The sequence below is a fragment of the Desulfobacteraceae bacterium genome, from assembly GCA_022340425.1.
GTDB lineage: Bacteria > Desulfobacterota > Desulfobacteria > Desulfobacterales > JAABRJ01 > JAABRJ01.
On record JAJDNY010000173.1, the window covers coordinates 1 to 18,928 of the forward strand.

At 66.9% G+C, this 18,928-nt stretch carries 19 protein-coding genes; 10 read left to right on the plus strand and 9 right to left on the minus strand.

What is annotated here, in order from left to right; all coding sequences use genetic code 11:
* From LJE63_15640 to LJE63_15680, 9 genes are all read right to left on the minus strand, one after another.
* Nucleotides 1-558: hypothetical protein (locus LJE63_15640; protein ID MCG6908035.1), on the minus strand; the 558-nt coding region annotated here is incomplete at its 3' end.
* A 283-nt stretch (nucleotides 559-841) separates the two neighbouring features.
* The gene (locus LJE63_15645; GenBank protein ID MCG6908036.1) at nucleotides 842-1,153 is read right to left on the minus strand and encodes a hypothetical protein; all 312 of its coding nucleotides are present in this window, start codon (nucleotides 1,151-1,153) and stop codon (nucleotides 842-844) included.
* Nucleotides 1,154-1,388: 235 nt separating this feature from the next.
* Nucleotides 1,389-2,339: a DUF523 and DUF1722 domain-containing protein gene (locus LJE63_15650; GenBank protein ID MCG6908037.1), complete on the minus strand. Its 951-nt coding sequence runs from the start codon at nucleotides 2,337-2,339 to the stop codon at nucleotides 1,389-1,391.
* 136 nt (nucleotides 2,340-2,475) lie between these two features.
* Nucleotides 2,476-4,680: a hypothetical protein gene (locus tag LJE63_15655; protein ID MCG6908038.1), complete on the minus strand. Its 2,205-nt coding sequence runs from the start codon at nucleotides 4,678-4,680 to the stop codon at nucleotides 2,476-2,478.
* Nucleotides 4,677-5,129, minus strand: a complete 453-nt coding sequence (locus tag LJE63_15660; GenBank protein ID MCG6908039.1) for a pyridoxamine 5'-phosphate oxidase family protein — start codon at nucleotides 5,127-5,129, stop codon at nucleotides 4,677-4,679. Before LJE63_15660 ends, LJE63_15655 begins: the two co-directional genes overlap by 4 nt.
* Nucleotides 5,130-5,188: 59 nt before the next feature.
* Nucleotides 5,189-5,563, minus strand: a complete 375-nt coding sequence (locus LJE63_15665) for a pyridoxamine 5'-phosphate oxidase family protein (protein MCG6908040.1) — start codon at nucleotides 5,561-5,563, stop codon at nucleotides 5,189-5,191.
* Nucleotides 5,564-5,716: 153 nt separating this feature from the next.
* Nucleotides 5,717-7,270: an SDR family oxidoreductase gene (locus LJE63_15670; protein MCG6908041.1), complete on the minus strand. Its 1,554-nt coding sequence runs from the start codon at nucleotides 7,268-7,270 to the stop codon at nucleotides 5,717-5,719.
* A 65-nt stretch (nucleotides 7,271-7,335) separates the two neighbouring features.
* Nucleotides 7,336-7,530 (minus strand): hypothetical protein, encoded by a 195-nt coding sequence (locus LJE63_15675; protein ID MCG6908042.1) that lies wholly within the window; start codon nucleotides 7,528-7,530, stop codon nucleotides 7,336-7,338.
* Nucleotides 7,531-7,639: 109 nt separating this feature from the next.
* Nucleotides 7,640-8,527, minus strand: a complete 888-nt coding sequence (locus tag LJE63_15680; protein MCG6908043.1) for a LuxR C-terminal-related transcriptional regulator — start codon at nucleotides 8,525-8,527, stop codon at nucleotides 7,640-7,642.
* A 164-nt stretch (nucleotides 8,528-8,691) separates the two neighbouring features.
* Here LJE63_15680 and LJE63_15685 point away from each other — a divergent pair, with 164 nt between their 5' ends.
* The 10 genes from LJE63_15685 (at nucleotide 8,692) to LJE63_15730 (ending at nucleotide 18,891) form a co-directional block, all read left to right on the plus strand.
* Complete coding sequence (locus LJE63_15685) at nucleotides 8,692-9,138, plus strand: hypothetical protein (protein ID MCG6908044.1); 447 nt, start codon at nucleotides 8,692-8,694, stop codon at nucleotides 9,136-9,138.
* Nucleotides 9,139-9,504: 366 nt separating this feature from the next.
* Nucleotides 9,505-10,545, plus strand: a complete 1,041-nt coding sequence (locus LJE63_15690) for a ligase-associated DNA damage response exonuclease (GenBank protein MCG6908045.1) — start codon at nucleotides 9,505-9,507, stop codon at nucleotides 10,543-10,545.
* The gene (locus LJE63_15695; protein MCG6908046.1) at nucleotides 10,542-12,158 is read left to right on the plus strand and encodes an ATP-dependent DNA ligase; all 1,617 of its coding nucleotides are present in this window, start codon (nucleotides 10,542-10,544) and stop codon (nucleotides 12,156-12,158) included. The genes LJE63_15690 and LJE63_15695 overlap by 4 nt, the downstream gene beginning before the upstream one ends.
* Nucleotides 12,159-12,264: 106 nt before the next feature.
* Complete coding sequence (locus tag LJE63_15700; GenBank protein ID MCG6908047.1) at nucleotides 12,265-12,981, plus strand: lipid-binding SYLF domain-containing protein; 717 nt, start codon at nucleotides 12,265-12,267, stop codon at nucleotides 12,979-12,981.
* A gap of 46 nt (nucleotides 12,982-13,027) precedes the next feature.
* Complete coding sequence (locus LJE63_15705; GenBank protein ID MCG6908048.1) at nucleotides 13,028-14,722, plus strand: sugar phosphorylase; 1,695 nt, start codon at nucleotides 13,028-13,030, stop codon at nucleotides 14,720-14,722.
* Nucleotides 14,723-14,880: 158 nt separating this feature from the next.
* Entirely contained in the window at nucleotides 14,881-15,951 is a 1,071-nt protein-coding gene (locus LJE63_15710; GenBank protein ID MCG6908049.1) for an NADH-dependent flavin oxidoreductase, read from the plus strand.
* A gap of 47 nt (nucleotides 15,952-15,998) precedes the next feature.
* Complete coding sequence (locus tag LJE63_15715; protein MCG6908050.1) at nucleotides 15,999-16,682, plus strand: NUDIX hydrolase; 684 nt, start codon at nucleotides 15,999-16,001, stop codon at nucleotides 16,680-16,682.
* A 33-nt stretch (nucleotides 16,683-16,715) separates the two neighbouring features.
* Complete coding sequence (proC, locus tag LJE63_15720) at nucleotides 16,716-17,552, plus strand: pyrroline-5-carboxylate reductase (protein MCG6908051.1); 837 nt, start codon at nucleotides 16,716-16,718, stop codon at nucleotides 17,550-17,552.
* Between the two features lie 42 nt (nucleotides 17,553-17,594).
* Nucleotides 17,595-18,065 (plus strand): L-2-amino-thiazoline-4-carboxylic acid hydrolase, encoded by a 471-nt coding sequence (locus LJE63_15725; protein MCG6908052.1) that lies wholly within the window; start codon nucleotides 17,595-17,597, stop codon nucleotides 18,063-18,065.
* Nucleotides 18,066-18,111: 46 nt separating this feature from the next.
* On the plus strand, nucleotides 18,112-18,891 hold the full coding sequence (locus LJE63_15730) for a potassium channel family protein (GenBank protein MCG6908053.1): 780 nt from the start codon (nucleotides 18,112-18,114) through the stop codon (nucleotides 18,889-18,891).
* Nucleotides 18,892-18,928: the final 37 nt, after the last annotated feature.

Sequence of the window (18,928 nt, forward strand, 5' to 3'; positions counted from 1 at the left end):
CCGGTCCAGCACCGCCAGGCCAAAGCGCAGGCGCGCTTCGTTCCCCTGCAGGTAGACGGCGGGCTGCGGCTGAAAGGGCTCGGTGCTGCCGACCTGGACGTAGACGGCCGGCGGCAGTTCATCCGGTCGGGGCATGTCGCGGAAGGGTAGGGACCTGAGCAGCGGCCAGAGGCCCCCTTTCAGTAGCAGCGCCACCAGCCGATCGCGTTCGATGCGCTTGAGGTCGGCCGCTGAGATCGTTTCGAATGCGACATGGTCCTCCTCGGAGTCCAGGTCGATGACGATCTCCCGGATCACCCGGCGTTCGCCGAAGTTGACCGCCGCCACCCGGCCGCCGCCCGGTGAGAGGAATTTGACCTCGGGGTTGCGCTTGTCCTCGAACAGGACGGCGCCCAGCGCCACCGCATCGCCCTCCTTGACCTTGAGGCGCGGCTTGACAAAGGGCAGTTGGCTGGGGACGGCGGCCACCCGCGCTGGGGCCGGCAGAACGCCCAGGGCCGGGGAGGGCGCCCCTGCGATTTTGAGCGAATAGCCTTTTTTAAGCCTGATGGAAATCATTGCTGACCTGTGATGGGGCCGCACGTGCGGTGCGGCTGAGATGCAATCTCCCGGGTGGGGGGTGTCGCGCGGCGCTGAGTTGCAGGCGCTCGCTGGGCGCCGTCCGGCAGTATGCACGAGCAGGGGTTTGGTTATCATTTTTGGGGGGGCATTTCAACCCACTGCAAAAAAAGGGCAGCCAGGGGGTGGCCCCTGCTGCCCGTACTCTAATCAATACCTTTACCTACCGGTCCAGATTGCACCAGCGGTAAAGTTGTTCTGCTTCAAGTGCTTGGATTTTCACCTATCCGGGGATGGAAACCGGCGCCGCGGACCCGATATAGTCCATGGTGGACTCGAACTTGGAGCGCATGTCAATGCTGGCCTGCTCGATCTGCTTCTTTTCCGTACCCCAGTCGGACGGGCATTCGGTCTTGAGCTGCTGTACCCGGTCGCCCATCTCGGCCAACAAGATATGCAGATCCTCGACATTGGCGAGCACTTTTTCCTTTTCCTTGCTCCCCAGGCTATCCATCTTGCGGGTCAGGTCATAGAGTTTCGCCTTCCAAGCCGTCATTTCCATTTCCAGTCCGCTGCAGTAATCTTTGACATCCATGGTCTTTCCTCCTCTTCAGCCATCGGGTTGTGTAAGTACTTGTTGCCGACTATCCGCTCGCATCCGTTAAGTGATACGAAACTTCCGGCACAAGCCGATCAGAATTGCCACAAAAATAATTTTAAACGAATTTATAGTTTTAAAGTGTGATTGTCAAGCCATGCGATAGCAAAATCTCCCAGTCGCTGCCCTCCTGATATCCGGTACTTTTAAGCTAAAACGCCCCCGACTGCGGTTAGGCATGGTTGCGGAGTTTGAGCGAAAGCGGGTGCGGGTTGAGGTACGTCTGGGTCTTGAGGTACGGCTGGTCGTATTTGCGCACGTAGTGGTTGATCAGCGTGACCGGAACAATCAGGGGGATGTGGCCCGCCCGGTACTGGTCGATGAGTTCCAGCAACTCCTGCTTTTCATCCGCCGACAACTGCTGTTTGAAGTAGCCCAGCAGGTGCAGCATGACATTGGTGTTCTTGCGGTAGGTGGTTTTAAGGCCCAGGGCGGCGACCAGAAGCTCTTCATAGCGGCGGTAGAGTTCCTCCAGGGGGTGGGACTTGCCGGCCGCCACCAGTTTGCCCATGTCTCGGTAGTGGGTTTCGCTGTGGCTCAGCAGCAGCAGCTTGTGCTGGGTGTGAAAGGCCACCAGCCGGCCGAGGCTGCGCCCCTCATCCAGGCTGTCGCGCCAGCGTTTGAGGGCGAAGATCTGTTCGATGAAATTTTCGCGCAGCTTGGGGTCGTGCAACCGCCCCTCCTCTTCAACAGGCACCAGCGGGAAGCGCTGCATGAAGGCGCGGGCGAAAAGGCCGACCCCGTTTTTGTGGGGCATGCCCTTGGGGGTGTAGACCTTGACCCGTGACATGCCGCTGCTGGGGGAATCCTTCTTGAAAATGAAGCCGCAGAGGTCCTCCTGGGCCAGTTCGTCCAGACGGGCCGCGGCCCACTGCTGCATGCGCTCGGTGTGGTCGATGTTGCTGCGGGTGGTGACCAGCCGCGGGTTTTCGGGGTCGCCCACCAGCCGCAGGGTCTCTCGCGGTGTCCCCAGGCCGCACTCCACCTCCGGGCAGACCGGCACGAACTCCACGAACCGGCCGAGGGTGTCGACGATGAAGCTGTCGCGCTTGTGGCCGCCGTTCCAGCGGACCGGGTTGCCCAAAAGGCAGGAACTGACGCCGATTTTAAAGGGAGCGCTCATGGTGGTTCTCCTCGCGCGGATTGAAATAAAAAACCATAGCATGCCGCGGCGGGATCCACAACAGTCGACCGCTGGGTCTGCCCACCGGGCGCCCCGGCCGTATTTGGCTCACGCCGATTTTCAGGACCCCGGTTTCTCAGAGCCGCCCGGTGGCGACGGTCACGATCCCCAGGAAGCCATCCACGGTCAGCTGGTCGCCGGTTTCGATCAGGGCGGTGGCATCGGGGACCCCGGTCACGCAGGGCAGGCCGTATTCCCGGGCGATGATGGCGCCGTGGATCAGCATGCCGCCGCGGCGCTCCACCACGCCGGCCGAAAGGGGCGCGAAAAAAGTCATGTTGGGGTCCACCGCGTCGCAGACCAGAATCTCGCCGGCCTCAAAGGCGGCCAGGTCGGCGGGGGTCAGGATCACCCGTGCGGGACCGCGCGCAATCCCCGGGCCGGCAGGCTGGCCCACCAGCTGGCGGGCGCGCAGGGTGCGCGCCGGGGCGGGAGCGGCCGCCTTGGCGGCGGGAGGTTGCGCCCGCAGCTGGTGGCCGGGATTTTCCAGTGCCAGGAGCAGCTCCGAGGGGTCGATCTCGGCGGCGCCATCCGGGATGCGCGGCGCCAGCCGGCGCCGGGCTTCCTGCAGGGCGGCGGTCAGTTGGGCTTCGATCCGGCCCAGGTGGATGTTGTCGTCGTCGCGCAGCTGATAGCTGGAGCGCGCCAGATCCAGCATCTCTTCGGCCCGGCGGCGCTCCGCCCCGCTGAAACGCGCCAGAAACGCGACTTTGAGGTCCTCGGCGCGGGCCCCTGGAGCGGCCTGCGGGTGGCTGGGGGGGTGGGCGGCCAGCTGCAGGATCACGTTGATCAGGGTCTCGGGGCGCTCGATGCAGTGGCGCGCCCCGCTGGCGGGGCAGGAGAGGTCGCCGAAGCGATCGATAAAGGCGGCCAGCTTGGCCGCCAGGGGCGCCGCCGGCGGATCGCCGGCCTGCAGGGCGGCGGCCATGCCGGGGATCGTGCGTACCAGGGCGGCCATTTCGTCGATCAGCCGGTTGCGCTCCAGGCCGGCCATGGGCGTCTGGCCCAGCAGGGTCAGAAACTCATATGGGTCCGCGGGGTGCACGCTGTCGTTGTAGACCTGCCCAAAGAGGCGCACCCCGTGGGCGTAGGGGATGAACTCCGCCCAGTAGACGCTGACCCAGTGGCTGTTGATCTCGCTGCGGCGGCGGATTTCAGCAGCCAGGGCGGCGTCGTCCAGCCGGCCGGGATCCAGCGCCGCCAGCTCATCGGCGGCGGCCACCATGGCGGGGATGAGTTCATTTTCAATGCGGCCGCGCAGTTCTTTGAGGTTCTCGAAGCTGCGCTTGAGGCTGAGGTACCAGCTGCGCTGGTCGCCTTCGGCGGCCTCCCGGCCGCTGGTAATCGGCCGGGACTGCAGCAGGTGGAGCTTGCGCTCCGCGAAGGTCCACTCCACATCCTGAGGAGACCCGAAATGGTTTTTGGCGGCCAGCGCCAGGCCGAAGACCTGCAGCACCTCCGCAGTCTCCAGGGGCGCCTTGGATTGCAGTTCCGCCGGCAGCGCCTCCAGGCGCACGCCCGAGCGGTCGGCGACGGCCCACTGGCGCCGCTCGGCCGCCGTGTGGCCGACGATCCGGCGCCGCTGCCTGTCGATCAGCCAGCGGTCCGGTGCGACCGCGCCGTCCACCAGCCCCTGGTTGAGGCCGTGGACCGCCTCCACCACCCCCTGGGCGGGGTTGACCGGGTTGTGGCTGAAGGCCACCCCCGATGCGCGCCCGGTGACCAGGTGCTGCACCACCACCGCCATGGCGCTTTTGTCCACCCCGAGCTTGAGTTCCTGGCGGTAGAGCAGGGCCGCGTCCGACCACAGCGAGGCCCAGACCTTGCGAATGCTATCGATGATGGCCTCGGCCCCGCGGACGTTCAAAAACGACTCGTGCAGGCCCGCAAACGAGACCGCCGCCGCGTCCTCCTCCGGCGCGGAGGAGCGCACCGCCACCGGTGAATTCCCGAATTGTGCATGCAGCGCCTTTTTGACGGGGCCTTCCAAGGCTTGCGGCAGCTCTTTGCGCAGAAACAGGCTGCGGATCCTGAGGGCGCTGTCCCAGATCTCCTCCCAGCGCAGATCCTTGAACTGCTTGCGGTTGAGCTCCATCAGGATCCGCTCCCCGACCCCGGTCCGGCGCAGGTAGGCCCGGTAGAGGGCCGTTGTGACGCAAACCGCCTTCGGAACCGTAAACCCGCCGGAGAGCAGTCGGTAAAGGGCATAGCCCTTGCCGCCGATGCGGGGGCGGTCCTTGGGGCCTGCCGCTTCCAGAGGAACGATCCATTTCGTGTTCATGGCGATATTTGCAGTTCCAGCACCGTTTGAAATCTGCGCACCAGCACGTAGCGTTTCACCCTGACCGCGATCAGGGCGCAGGACGGTGAGCGCACGAACTCCTCGAGGTGCGGGTGGCGGGCGATGTAGCGCGCCTGGTAGGCGGCGCGTTGGGGACCCTCCAGTTCCACGGCCCGACCGGTGGCGGTGGCGGCCATGGCGCGGTGGATGTCCTCGGGTTGATTGGCGCTGTTGTTGACCAGCAGGGCCACCCGCGGGTCGGCGCTCAGGTTGGCGAACTTGCGGGTGGCCCGGGGGGTGGCGAAGTACAGGGTGGCAAGGTCCTCGTCGGCGCCGAAGGCCACCAGGGTGGCGTATGGCTGACCGTCCTGGTGGGTGGCCAGAACCGCCAGGCGCTGTTCGTCGAATAGCGCTTTCAGCAGAATGCGGATTTGGGAGCTGTCGTGCATGCCGCTCTCCCCTGGGGTTGCCGGGGTTGGGGACCAAGCGTCCCGGCTGTCGTCGGGGCTCACTTGGGGGCGCCCACCAGCGGCAGCTCCTGGGCGACCTTGAAGATCACCAGAAAGCGGGTGGCGTTCTCGTCCCCCGGGTACTGGCGCCGGCGCAGGGTCTGCAACAGCTCGCTGTCCTCCTCCTCGCGCGTTTTGGTCAGAAAAAAGCGCTTGCCCTGATAGCCGGGGCCGTCCTCCTTGAACAGGAATGCGGCGTGGGGGTTGGACTGCAGGTTGTGATGGGTCAGACGCTCCCGCATGATGAAGGCCCAGGAGCCGTCTTCCAGTATATGGGGCCGGGCGTAGATCGCGGCATCGACCTTGCCGTCGCTGTCGGCTGTGGAGAGGACCCCGAGGCCCTTGGTGTTCTCGAAGTAGTCTTTCAGGTTCATAGCAACCTCCTCTGAGTTTTGTTGACGGTCGGGCGGATTGAGCCGGGGTGCCGCGGGTGGCGTGATCCAGCCCAAACCCCGCTGCCGGCTAATGCCAGGCGCCGGGGGCAGCCTGTTGAAGTCACCGAACTATCAGTACCCGGCAGGCCGGTGTCAAGACCGGGGGCCGGGGGTTTTGCCGGCCGGCAGGCGGCAGGCCGCCTGCAGCTTGGGGGTGAAGCGCTGAGGGCCGGAGGTCACCGGGCGCCCCACCGCGGCCGCGATGGATTTCAGCATGCCGTTGAAAACCCACTGGTGAAATGGGTAGAGCGCGTACCAGTAGATAATCCCGAAGATGCCGCGGGGCATGAAGCGCGATAGAAAATGGAGCCACACCGCGCCCTCGCCGGCCGGGGTGATGCGGATCTCGAAAAGGGCCTCGCCGGGCAGCTTCATCTCCGCCAACAGCATCAGCCGCTGCTGCGGCTGGACCTCCAGGACCCGCCAAAAGTCCAGGGCATCCCCGACCCTGAGGTCGCTGGGGTGGCGGCGGCCCCGCCGCAGGCCGATGCCGCCGGCCAGGCGGTCCATCAGGCCGCGCAGGCGCCAGAGGGAATCGCCGAAATACCAGCCGGTGGCCCCGCCGATGCGGCTCACCGGCTGCCAGACCTCGGCAGCCGAGGCCAGCAGCCGCACCCGGTAGCCGCACTCCAGGATCGTCCCGCCGGCGTAGTGGGCGTCGCCGCAGGCCGCCCACTCGGGCGGGTGCAAGTTGCCGGCGTCGCTCCAGCAGGTTTCGACCATTTCCTGCCGCACCCGCTCCAGCGCCAGGCGGATGGCCGCCCGGCAGCCGATCAGATCCACCGGCACGATGTCGCGGATGCGGTGGTCCTCGCAGACGGTGGGGACGCTCAGCCCCTCGGTCAAGGGTTGGGCGATGGCTGCCGGCACCGGCGTCACCAGGTGGATCCAGCGGGCGCTCAGGCCGGGGGTGAGCACCGGGACGGGAATGATCAGACGGCGCTGCAGGCCGGCCTCCTCGGCGAAGATCTGGACCAGCTGGGCATAGTTGAGCACGTCGGGGCCGCCGATGTCGAAGGTTTCGCTGGCGGTTTGGGGGTACTCCAGGCACCCCTGCAGGTAGTCCAGCACGTTGCGGATGGCGATCGGCTGGGAGGGGGTAAATACCCAGCGGGGGGTGATCATCACCGGCAGGCGTTCGGTCAGGTAGCGCAGGATTTCAAACGAGGCGCTGCCCGAGCCCAGGATCATGGCGGCCCGCAGCACCGTCACCGGCACCGGCCCCGCAGCCAGGATCTCGCCCACCTCATGGCGCGACTTGAGGTGCCGGCTGATCCGTTCGTCCGCCAGGCTGCCCAGCCCGCCCAGGTAGATGATGCGCTTCAGGCCGCCTTCGGCCGCGGCGGCCACCATGTTGCGGGCGCCGCTGCGGTCGGCGTCGACGTAGCGCTTTTTCTGGGCCACCATGGAGTGGACCAGATAATAAGCCGCCCCGCAGCCCGCGGCGGCCGTTTTGAGGTCGGCCGGGTTGAGCACGTTCCCCTGGACCAGCGTCACCCGCGGGTGATGCCCCCAGGGGCGGCAGGCCATTTTTTCCAGCGAACGCCCCATCGCCCGGACGGTGTAGCCGGCATCCAGCAGACGGGGCACCAGGCGGCCGCCGACATAGCCGGTGGCGCCGGTGACCAGAACGGGTTTCGAAACCATTGGGGACTCCGGAAATTCGGCGCTCCGCCGTCGCCCGCCGCAAACCGACGGCCTTTGGGCGCCGCTTACGCCCTTACCGCCACCAGGGACATTCCCAGCTGGGTTTCAAGGGCTTTGATTTTCTCGAGCTGATCCTGGGAAACCTCAGCCGGCTTGAGCTCGCGGCAACTGAAGGCCAGCAGGGGCGTCCCCAGTTCCTTTTCCAGTTCGTTGATTCTGAGAAGCTCTTCTGATTTAAGGGCGGACAGGTTGCACATCATGGTGGCACCTCCTTCTCGGTTTAATGGTGTTGACCGTCAAAGACTATCTTGATCAAAAGACCGAGTGTTGGCAATGCCGGAGGGTTTGGGTTGAAATAATGGGTTAAACCTATTGTTTTGCCAGGGACATCAAATGGGCCCGCAAGTTGGCGCGCCGGTTGCTCAGCCCCAGTTTTTTGCGCAGGTTCTTGCGGTGGAAGTGCACCGTGGTCTCCGAGACGTTCAGCACCGCGGCGATCTCCTTGCTGGCCTTGCCGTCGCGCACCAGGCCGGCCACCTGGATTTCCTGGGGGGTGAGGAGAATACTGGCGGTGCTCAGGCGGGTCAGAAACGGCGAGACGATCTCCCCCAGACGGTCCTGGACGATCTGAAGGTAGGCCCGCCCCTTAGGCCCCAGGGGCATGCCGGCCAGTTTCTCCACAAACGGCAGTACCTGCTCTTTCAGGTTGGTGACGACCTTCTCCTCCAGCCGGCGCTTGTCCCTTTCGCGCTGCTCCAGGAGCACCTTCAGGGCGATGTTGGCTTCCTCGAGACTTTTTTTGCGCCGCTCCACTTCGGCCTCGCGCAGGATCAGGGCCTCTTCGGCGGCCTTAAGCGGGGTGATGTCCTCGTGGCTGACCACCACCCGCGGGGGATGGCTTTGCGACATCCGGATGGCCCGCATGTAAAACCAGCGCTTGGCGGTGGGGGAGTGGCAGGGGTAGTCGATGACGAACTCGGCGATCTCACCGGCGATCACCGCCCGGATGCCGTTGGCCACCTCACGCGAGCGGTCGGCCGATTCCCCGCTGGCGGCCTCACAGACCTGCAGGTAATTGATCCGCTGCCCCTCTGGGCGGATCTGGTAGTCGTTGACCTGGGCAAAGTTTTTCCAGGCCTGGTTGGTTTCCAGGATCCAGCCCTTTTCATCGAGGATCGCGATGTGCGCCGAAAGGGAGTTGAGAACGGTTCGGGCGTCCAGCTGCACGGGATCGTGGTGGGAGGGTTCGGGGAACATGGGCATCCCTCGGGGTGCCGGGCTGCGGTCCGCCCGGCAGGGGCTTGCCATCGGGATCGGAAATCCTATTATATTTTTGTTTGCTCCAATTCACTTTTAGCCCATTTGGCCGGCGGAATCAACCACCGATGCTCCCTTGGACGCCGGCCATGGAAAGGATGCCCATGGCCGAACCCGTTGCCTTCGATCCCGATCGGGATCTGGCCCCGATTCCCTTCAGCCTCCGGTTGGCCGAAAGCGCCCGGCGACTGAAAGCCCTCGGCCTGCCGTGGTCGCCCCACGTGGGCTGTTTCGTCTGGGACCCCGAGGGGGTGATCGGCGTGCCGTCGCCCTTCCCCCACAACATCTATTTCATTCTGAGCCTGCCGCGCTTTGTGGCCATTTTCGGCAGCCGTGAAAAGATCGCCGAGCGGCTGGTCTGGCTGCCCACCTGGCACCAGGCTCGCTTGCTGTGTGCACGCCTGGGTGTTGCCGACGCGGCTGCGGCCGCTGCCGGGCCGGATCCGGCCGCAGACGAGGACCTGATAGCGCTTTACGACCTTCTGGCTCGCGCGTTGAAGGACGGGCCGCATCCGCGATCCCGCAGCGACTTCTTGAAACCAAATCGGTGATCTTTGCAGACATGCGGTTTTCTGAAGACCACACGGGGATTTCAATTGCCTGTTGTGGCCGGCGTTTTATCTCCCATCGTCCCGGGCCGAGCATCGCAGCAGCCGGCGAAAAAGGCCCTGGGGCTGTTTGAGCGCAAGCGAGTTCCGCAGGGCCCGCCGGCTGCGAGAAGCGCAGGGCAGCCCGCAGGGCCCCGGGACGCGGGCGGTTTCTTTTGGTTCGTTTTCTTGTCCGCACAAGAAAATGAACACAGGCCCATGGGAGTATTAAATCCCGGTCTATCCCTGTGATACCCGTCAAAGTTGCTTGCCGCAAAAACATTGTGCGGCGGGATAAAATGCTTTCTTCACATTCAATTCGAGGCGTTCATGAACGATGAACCCCGACCCGCTGGCCCCGGGGACCTGCTGCAACCGACAGCCGACGGTCTCTACTGTCCAGCCGGCGATTTCTATATCGACCCCCGCCGCCCGGTGGCGCGCGCGGTGGTCAGCCACGGCCACGCCGACCATGCCCGCCCGGGCTCGCAAAGTTACCTGGCAGCCGCCCCCGGCGCCTGCATTCTGCGCCGCCGCCTGGGGGAGAGGATCCGGCTGCAGACCCTGGCGTACGGGGAGCGGCTGACCCTGGGCGGGGTCACCCTGTCGCTGCACCCCGCCGGCCACATTCTGGGCTCGGCCCAGGTGCGCCTGGAACTGGGGGGCGAGATCTGGGTGGTGACCGGCGATTTCAAGACCGAACCGGACCCCACCTGCGCCCCTTTTGAACCGGTCCGCTGCCACACTCTGGTGACCGAGAGCACCTTCGGCCTGCCGGTTTTCCGCTGGCCCCCGCCGGCAGCCGTGATGGCCGAGATCCGGCAGTGGTGGCGGGAAAACCGGGCAGCCGGCAGGACCAGCGTGCTTTTCGCTTACGCCCTGGGCAAGGCCCAGCGGGTGCTGGCGCAGATCGGCGCCGAGGACGGGGATGTCTTCACCCATGGGGCGGTGGAAGTCGTCAACGCCTGCTACCGGAAGGCCGCTGTGCGGCTTACCGATACCCGGCCGGTGGCCGATGCGGCCGATCGGCGGGCGTTTCGCGGCGCCCTGGTGGTGGCGCCGCCCTCCGCCGATCATGCCGGCTGGCTGCGGCGCTTTCCGGACGCGGTTCGCGGCTTTGCCTCGGGCTGGATGCGCATCCGCGGCCATCGCCGGCGCCGGGGGGTGCACCGCGGTTTCGTGCTTTCGGACCATGCCGATTGGAGCGCTCTCAAGGCCGTGGTGGCGGAAAGCGGCGCCCAGCGGGTGTGGGCGACCCACGGGTATGCGGCCGTGTTTGGCGCTTGGCTGCGCTCCCGGGGGCTGGACGCCGCTGTTCTGACCGAAAACGGGCTGATCCCGTCCGCCGCGCCGGCGCAGGGGGACGCATGAAGGCTTTCGCCGCCTTGTTTGCGCAGCTTGACGCCACTCCCACCACAAACCTCAAGGTGGCCGCGATGGCCGCCTATTTCCGGGCCGCCCCTCCGGCCGACGCCGCCTGGGCGGTCTATTTTCTCACCGGCCGCAAGCCCCGGCAGGCCGTGCCCACCGCCCGGCTGCGGCGGTGGGCGGCCGAGGAGGCCGATATCCCGCCCTGGCTCTTCGACGCCGCCTACGAGGCGGTCGGCGATCTGGCCGAAACCATCGCGCTGCTGCTGCCCCCGGGGCGGGGCCCGGTCGACGGGGCGCTGCACGAATGGGTGGCGCAGCGGCTGCTGGGCCTGGGGGCGTTGGCGGAGGCCGATCAGCGGCGGGCGGTGGTCTCGGCCTGGTCGCAGATGGAGGCAAGCGAGCGCCTGGTCTGGAACAAACTGATCACCGGGGGCTTTCGGGTGGGGGTCTCCCAGCGGCTGGTGACCCGCGCCCTGGCCTCGGTCAGCGGTCTGGAAGTCGCCGTGCTGGCCCATCGCCTGATGGGTCACTGGGCGCCGGATGCCCGCTTTTTCCGGGAGCTGCTGGCCCCCCAAGCGGCCGACGCGCGCGCCAGCCGGCCCTACCCCTTCTTCCTGGCTCACCCGCTGGAGGGCCCGGCAGCGGCGTTGGGACCGGTCGCCGGCTGGCAGGTGGAGTGGAAGTGGGACGGGATCCGGGTGCAACTCATCCGCCGTGAGGGCCGGGTGTTCCTCTGGTCACGGGGGGAGGAGCTGATCACCGAGCGCTTTCCCGAACTGGCGGCGGCCGCCGCCGCGCTGCCCGAGGGGACCGTCCTGGACGGCGAGATCCTGGCCTGGGGGGAGGGTGGGCCCCTGCCCTTTGCCGCCCTCCAGCGCCGCATCGGTCGCAAGCAGGTCAGCGCGCGGCTGCAGGCCCAGGTGCCGACGGTCCTGATGGCATTTGACCTCCTGGAGGCCGACGGACAGGACCTGCGCCCGGCACCGCTGGACGCGCGCCGCCGGAGGCTGACGGCCCTTCTGGCAGCGCTCGGGGAGGGAGGCCTGCGGCATTCCGCGCCGCTGGAAAACCGAAGCTGGTCGCAGCTGGCCGAGCTGCGGCGCAGCGCCCGCCAGCGGTGCGTCGAGGGCCTGATGCTCAAGGCGCGCTCCTCGCCCTACGGTGTGGGGCGGCCGCGCGGCGCGTGGTGGAAATGGAAGGTGGACCCTTTCAGCGTCGACGCCGTCCTGGTTTATGCCCAGGCCGGTCACGGCCGCCGCGCCGGCCTCTACACCGATTACACCTTCGCCGTCTGGGACGGGGAGGCGCTGGTGCCCTTCGCCAAGGCCTACTCGGGCCTGAGCGACCCTGAAATTCGGGAGGTGGACCGCTTCATTCGCGGCAACACCCTGGAAAAGTACGGGCCGGTGCGGGCCGTGGCCCCCGAGCTGGTTTTCGAGATCGCCTTCGAGGGCATCCAACCTTCCAAACGCCACAAGTCGGGGGTGGCCGTGCGCTTTCCCCGGATCGCCCGCTGGCGCCGTGACAAGCGCCCCCGGGAGGCCGATAGCGTTGCTGGCCTGCGGGCCTTGATGGCCCAGGGCGGGATTGACAATTTCATGCCGGGCGCGTAGTCTTGCGTCTACAGTTCGGGCCGCCACCGCCCCTCAGGCGCGTTTGGGTGCATGTCAGACGCCGCCAGGGACGCAATGAGAAATCAATCCCACCCAGGAGGTTGGTATGTTCACCAAGACCCCAGGTCGCGCCAAATGCGCGGCGCTGCTTTTGGCAGTCGCTTTTGGGCTGCTGCTGGCGATCCACCCGGCCGCGGCCGCCTCCGCCGGCACCACCCCGGAGCAGGCGCTGGTCGACAAGGCCCGCATCACCCTGGACAGCTTTGTCAACGATCCCCAAATGACCTGGCTGAAAGACAATCTCGGACAGGCCAAGGGGGTTTTGATCATCCCCGACATGTTCAAGGCCGGCTTCTTTTTCGGCGGTTCGGGGGGAAGCGGCGTGTTGCTGGTGCGCGACGAGGAAACCGGTGAGTGGCGCGGGCCCGCCTTTTACATCCTCGGCTCCGTCAACTGGGGGCTGCAGATCGGTGCCCAGAAAGCCGAGGTGGTCATGATGGTCATGTCCCCCGCCGGCATCAGGGCCCTGCTGTCCTCCAATTTCAAGTTGGGGGGCAACGCCTCGGTGGCCGTCGGCCCCATGGGGGTGGGTGCTGGGGGTGCCACGGCCCCCAATCTCAGTGCGGACTACCTCTCCTTCAGCCGCGCCCGAGGCGTCTATGCCGGGCTGATTCTGGACGGAGCGGTTGTCAAGGTCAACCACAACGCCAACCTGGCCTACTTCAACGAAGAGGTGACGCCGGCGGACATCCTGACTGCGGGCCGGGTGACCAACCCCCAGGCCGCGGAACTGCTGCGGGCCGTGAGTCAGGCAGCCCGCTGACCGCCAGCCGCCCCCATCGGCCGGCGCGCGACCCCAGGACGGAGACATGCCCAGCGACAACGGGATGCGTGCAACGCTGAACGCCCTTTACGGGCAAACGAAGGGCGCCCAAGCCCATGCGCGCGTCACGGCGCTGCTGGCATCGCAGCCCGCGGCGAGCCCGCCGCCGGCGCTCTTCACGCCCCGAGATGCGGTCCTGATAGCCTACGGCGACAGTCTCAAGGCACCGCAACGGCCTCCTCTGCAGGTACTGGCGGATTTCGCCCGCCGGCATCTGGGGGGGGCTTTTTCCGCAGTTCACATCCTGCCCTTCTTCCCCTGGTCGTCCGATGACGGGTTTGCGGTCAAAGACTTCATGGCCGTCGACCCCGCCCTGGGCGGCTGGGAGGATGTCCGCGCCATCGGCCGCGATTTCCACCTGATGGTGGATCTGGTGCTCAACCACGTCTCGGCCCAAAGCGACTGGTTCCGGTTTTACCTGGAGGGGCGGCCGGGCTTTGCGGATTTGGCCATCGAGGTCGACCCCGCAGCCGACCTCTCGCGGGTGACGCGACCGCGCTCGCTGCCGCTGCTGACCGAATTCAGGAAGGCCGACGGGACCCCGGTGCACCTCTGGACGACCTTCAGCGCCGACCAGATCGACCTCAACTACCGCAGCCTGGACGTCCTGGAACGGATGCTGGCGGTGCTGCTCTTCTACGTCGCCCAAGGTGCGCGCCTGATCCGGCTGGATGCCGTCGCCTATCTGTGGAAGGAGATCGGCACCACCTGCATCCACCTGCCCCAAACGCATGCCATGGTGCGCCTCCTGCGGCAGGTGCTGGACCATGCGGCGCCGGGGACGCTTCTGATCACCGAAACCAACGTGCCCCACGCCGAGAACGTCCGCTACTTCGGCGACGGCCGCAACGCGGCCCACCTGGTCTATAATTTCACCCTGCCGCCGCTGCTGCTCCACACCCTCATACGGGGGGACGCCTCAGAATTGACCCGCTGGGCGCGCACCCTGCGGTCCCCTTCGGAGCACGCCGCCTTTTTCAACTTCACCGCCTCCCACGACGGCATCGGGGTGCGGCCCCTGGAGGGGATTCTGCCGCCGGCGGCTCTGGAGACCCTGCTCGGCCGCGTGCGCGCCAACGGCGGGCGGATCTCCACCCGCCGCAGCGCCGACGGCCGGGAGGTTCCCTACGAGCTGAACATCACCTATCTTGACGCCCTGCGGGCGCCGGAGGCCGGGCCGGACCCCCATCAGGTCGGCCGCTTTCTCGCCTCGCAGGCGATCCCGCTGGTGCTGCCCGGGGTGCCGGGGGTTTATCTGCACAGCCTGCTGGGCTCGCACAACTGGCAGGCGGGGGTCGCCCAAACCGGTCAGGCCCGCAGCATCAACCGCGAAAAGCTCGATTTGGCGAGGGTCCAGGCCGAACTGGCCGACCCGACTAGCCTGCGGGCGCGGATCTTCCACCCGCTGCGGGCCATGCTGCGGGTCCGCAGCCGGCAGCCGGCCTTTCACCCCAGCGCGGCGTTCGAAATTCTGGCGCTCTCCCCGGCGGTCTTCGGCCTGCAGCGCAGGGCCCCGGGGCAGACGATCTGCTGCCTGACCAACGTTACGGCAGATCCGGCGCCGGTTTCGCTGGCCCCGCTGGGCCAGACCTTTCCACGGCGCGATCTGCTCAGCGGCCGTTTGGTGGCAGCACCGCAGATTCTTTTGGAGCCTTACCAGACGCTCTGGCTGGACGGCTGACCCCAGGGGCTTGACCCCTTCAGCCGGCTGATGGATAATCGCTCTGTCCGTTGCGGCGGCTGTCGCTGCCGCTTCCCCGGAGCACCCGGCCGCGGAGGTTAGTTTGGCGCAGGCCAATCAGCAAAATGACCCGAGCGGCCATACCAATGGAGACCGACATGCCCGAGACCGATCCTTTCAGTTCCTTTGTGCTCAAAAATTTCCGTCTTCGCAATCGTCTGGGGGTGGCCCCCATGACCCGCATGTCCTCGCCCGGCGACAGCATTCCGCGCCGGGACGTCCTGGATTTCCTGGTGCGCCGGGCGCAAAACGGCGCCGCCCTGGTCTACACCGAGGCCATCGTCACCGATTATGAAAGCGCCCAGGGCTATCCCGGCCAGGCGCGCCTCACCACCCAGCGCCAGATCGACGCCTGGGCCCCGGTGGTGGCGGCCATCCGGGAGGCCGGGGCGCTGTCCGTGATGCAGATGTTCCACTGCGGCCGGATGGCCTGGCCGGCGGTCAACCCCGCCGGGCGGTCGATCGCCCCCAGTGCGCTGGCGCCACGGCAGAAAAACCCGCTGACCGGCGAGCTCTACCCGGTGCCCGACGTCATGAGCCCCTTTGACATCGGCCACGTCATCACCGGGTTTGTGGAAACCGCCCGCGGTGCCGTGGCCGCAGGCTTCGACGGCATCGAGATTCACGGCGCGCACGGCTACCTCATCAGCCAATTTCTCTCCGCTTACAGCAATCAGCGCAGCGACGACTATGGCGGCAGCGTGGCGAAGCGCTACCGCTTCGCCCGCGAGGTGATTCAGGCGGTGCGGGCGGTGGTCCCGGCCGATCGCTTGCTGACCTTTCGGATCTCCAACTGGGGTGTGGCCGACAGCCAGGTCTCGCTTTTCGAAAGCCGCGCCGAATACCAGGAGATCATCCGGCGGCTGGGGGCCGAGCCCCTGGACGCGATCTCGGTTTCGACCTACGACTTTCAGTCCAAGGCCTTTGACACCGATCGCACCATGGCCCAGCTGACCCGGGAGGCCACCGATCTGCCCATCATGATCTGCGGCCGGATTTTCGATCGCGCCACCGTGCAGGCGGCCCTGGCGGATGCCGAGATCGTGCTGAGCGGCAAGTCCTTCCTGCTCAATCCCGACTGGGTGGCCGACCTGCGGGCGGGCAAGAAACTCCCCCTTTACGGTGCCGAGGACGCCAACGTGGCCTACACCCGGGAGCCGCTGCCCTGACGGGGTCCGCCGAAAGCGGCCCGCCGCAGTCGCCACGTCAGCCCCCGCTGCCTGCGGCGACGCTCGTCCTGCTGCGCGACGACCCCGGGGGGCTGCGCGTCCTGCTGCTGCGCCGCCACCGCCGGCTGGCGTTTCACGGGGGTGCCTGGGTGTTTCCCGGGGGACGGATCGAGCCGGCCGACTGGGGGCGGGGCAAGCCCGATCTCCTGGCCGCGGCGCGGCGCGCGGCGGTGCGCGAAACCCGCGAAGAGGCCGGCCTCAGCCTCCCACCGGCGGCCTGCGTGCCGCTTTCCCGCTGGACCACCCCGCGCGGGCTGCAGCGCCGCTTTGTGACCTGGTTTTTCGCCGCCCGGGTGGCGCCCGGGGCCCAGGTTCGCATCGACCGCCAGGAGATCGTCGACAGCCGTTGGCTGAGCCCGGCGGCCGCTCTGGCGTCCCGCCAGGCCGGCCATTTGACGCTGCCCCCGCCGACCTTTGTGACCCTCTGGGAGCTGTCCGGCTGGGGCGATGCCGAAACCGCCCTGGCCCATCTGGCGCGGCGAGTGGCGCCGCGTTTCAGGCCGCGGCGCTGCACCCTCGGGAAGGTCCCGGTCCTGATCTTCCGGGGGGACGCCGCCTGCAGCGGGGGGCCGCTGGCGGGACCCGGCCCCCGCCACCGGCTGGTGATGAGCGCCGAGGGCTGGTGCTACCAGTCGCCGGCGCCCCCCGGGGCGGTGCCGCAGTGCCCCTGAAACCCGTAGCGAGACCATCCAAGGAGAGCCATCGTGGAGGATCAGACCCAAGTGCTGGAGGGCAAAACCATCGGTTTTATCGGCGCCGGCAACATGGCCGAGGCGATTATCAAGGGACTCATCAGCCGCGGGGTGGTGACCCCGCAGCGGCTGGTGGCCTCCGACGTGCTGGCCGAACGGCGGGCTTACATCGCCGACACCTACCGGGTGGCCGTGGAGGAGGACAACCGGCTGCTGGTGGAAAAGGCCGACGTGCTGGTCCTGGCCGTCAAGCCCCAGGTCACCGCGCCGGTGCTGCAGTTCGCCGGGGCGGGAATGGGACCCAACAAGCTGCTGGTCTCGATTGTGGCCGGTGTCCCGGTGTCCGCCATCGCCGCCCTGGTGGCGGCCGGCACCCGGATCATCCGCACCATTCCCAACACACCTTTGATGGTCATGGCCGGCGCCGTCGCGATTGCCGAAGACAGCCCGGCCCTGCCGGCCGACTTCGCCCTGGCGCGGCGCATTTTCGACGCCTGCGGGCGGACGGTGATGATCGAGGAGAAGCTGATGGATGCGGCCACCGGTCTTTCCGGCTCCGGGCCGGCCTATGTATTCCTGATGATCGAGGCGTTGGCCGACGGCGGGGTCAAGGCCGGGCTGACCCGCGAGGTGGCGCTCACCCTGGCCGCCCAGACACTTTTGGGCGCCGCCCGGATGTGCCTCACCTCCGGCCGCCACCCGGGTCAGCTGAAGGACATGGTCACCTCACCCGGTGGGACCACCATCGCCGGGATTCACGCCCTGGAGGCCGGCGGGGTGCGCGCGGCGCTGATGAACGCCGTCGAAGCCGCCACCCGGCGCTCCAAGGAGCTTGGCAAATTGTCTTAAGGCGCCCGGGCGCCATCACCCGCGACCCAATGGAGGAGACGCATGCCGGCGTGCCCGCTCAGCCTGCTGCAGCAGAGGGAAATTGAGGCGCGGCTTGCGGCCCCGTTGATCGCCGAGTTCGCGGCGCTGGTCGGCTGGGAGGCGGCCTTGAATACCGCCGCCCGCGCCGTTCAACGCCTGGCCCGTGCGGCCGGGCGGCAGGCGGCCGAAGCCGCCGGGTCCGACAGCTTGGCGGCCCTGGCCGGCGTGGTGGAAAAACTCTGGGCTCAGGGCGGCGCATTGGAGATCGAGATCCTGCGCCGCGATGCGACGCACCTTTTTTTCAATGTCACCGGCTGCCGCTACGCAGAACTCTATGACCGTTTGGGTGTCCGGGAGTGCGGCTTCGCCCTTTCCTGCAGCCGGGATGCGGCCTTTGCCGCCGGCTTCAACCCGCGGATCCGACTCCAGCGGCGCCAGACCATCATGAGCGGTGCGCCGTTTTGTGATTTCCGTTTTTCCCTGGATGGCTGAAGACCGATTTCGGTCATCCCCCACAGAACCCCCGAGGAGCGATTTGATGACAGCCATCGGCAGCTCCGGGTTTTGGCCCCGCAGCCTTCGGCGCATCCAGCGGGATAGGTTCCTATTCCTGCTGGTCGCCCACCTGGCGCTGCTGCTGCTGAGCCCGTTGTTGGAAAGCCTCTTTGCGCTCAAGCTGGTGGTCAACCTCTTCTACACCTTGGTGCTGGTCACGGCTGTTTACGCGGTCAGCCAATCCAGGCGGCAGTTGGTTTCGGCCGCACTCCTGGCTCTGCCCATGCTGGTCGCCATGTGGGCCACCCGTCTGGTTGAAATTCCGCACCTGCGCAACTGGGGGCTGGCTTTCGGCACCATTTTCGTGCTGTATGTCCTGATCGTCATTATCGGTCACATCGTCCGCTGCCGACGGATCGAGCGCGACCTGCTCTATGGTGCCATCGTGGTCTACCTGCTGATGGGGCTGATGTGGACCTTCGCCTTTGAACTGCTGGAAGGCCTGACCCCCGGCGCCTTCCAATTTCCGGAAAACGCCATCGCCGAAGACCCCTATCGCTTCGTTTATTTCAGCTTCGTCACCCTGGCCACCCTGGGTTACGGTGACATGATCCCGGCCACGCCCCTGGCCGGCGCCTTGACCATTCTGGAGGCGGTTATCGCCCAGATGTACCTGGTGGTGGGGGTGGGGTGGCTGGTGGGGATTTACATTTCCCAGGAAATGGCGGCGCGTGAAAGCCGGGGGGCGGCAGGCCGAGGTCCGCTTCCCGGGCCGCCGGCCGCCCCCGACGCTTCGGCAAGGCCCAAGGAGGCCCCGCAATGACCGCACTGCCTGAAATTGCCGGCTGGAACCTGCTCTC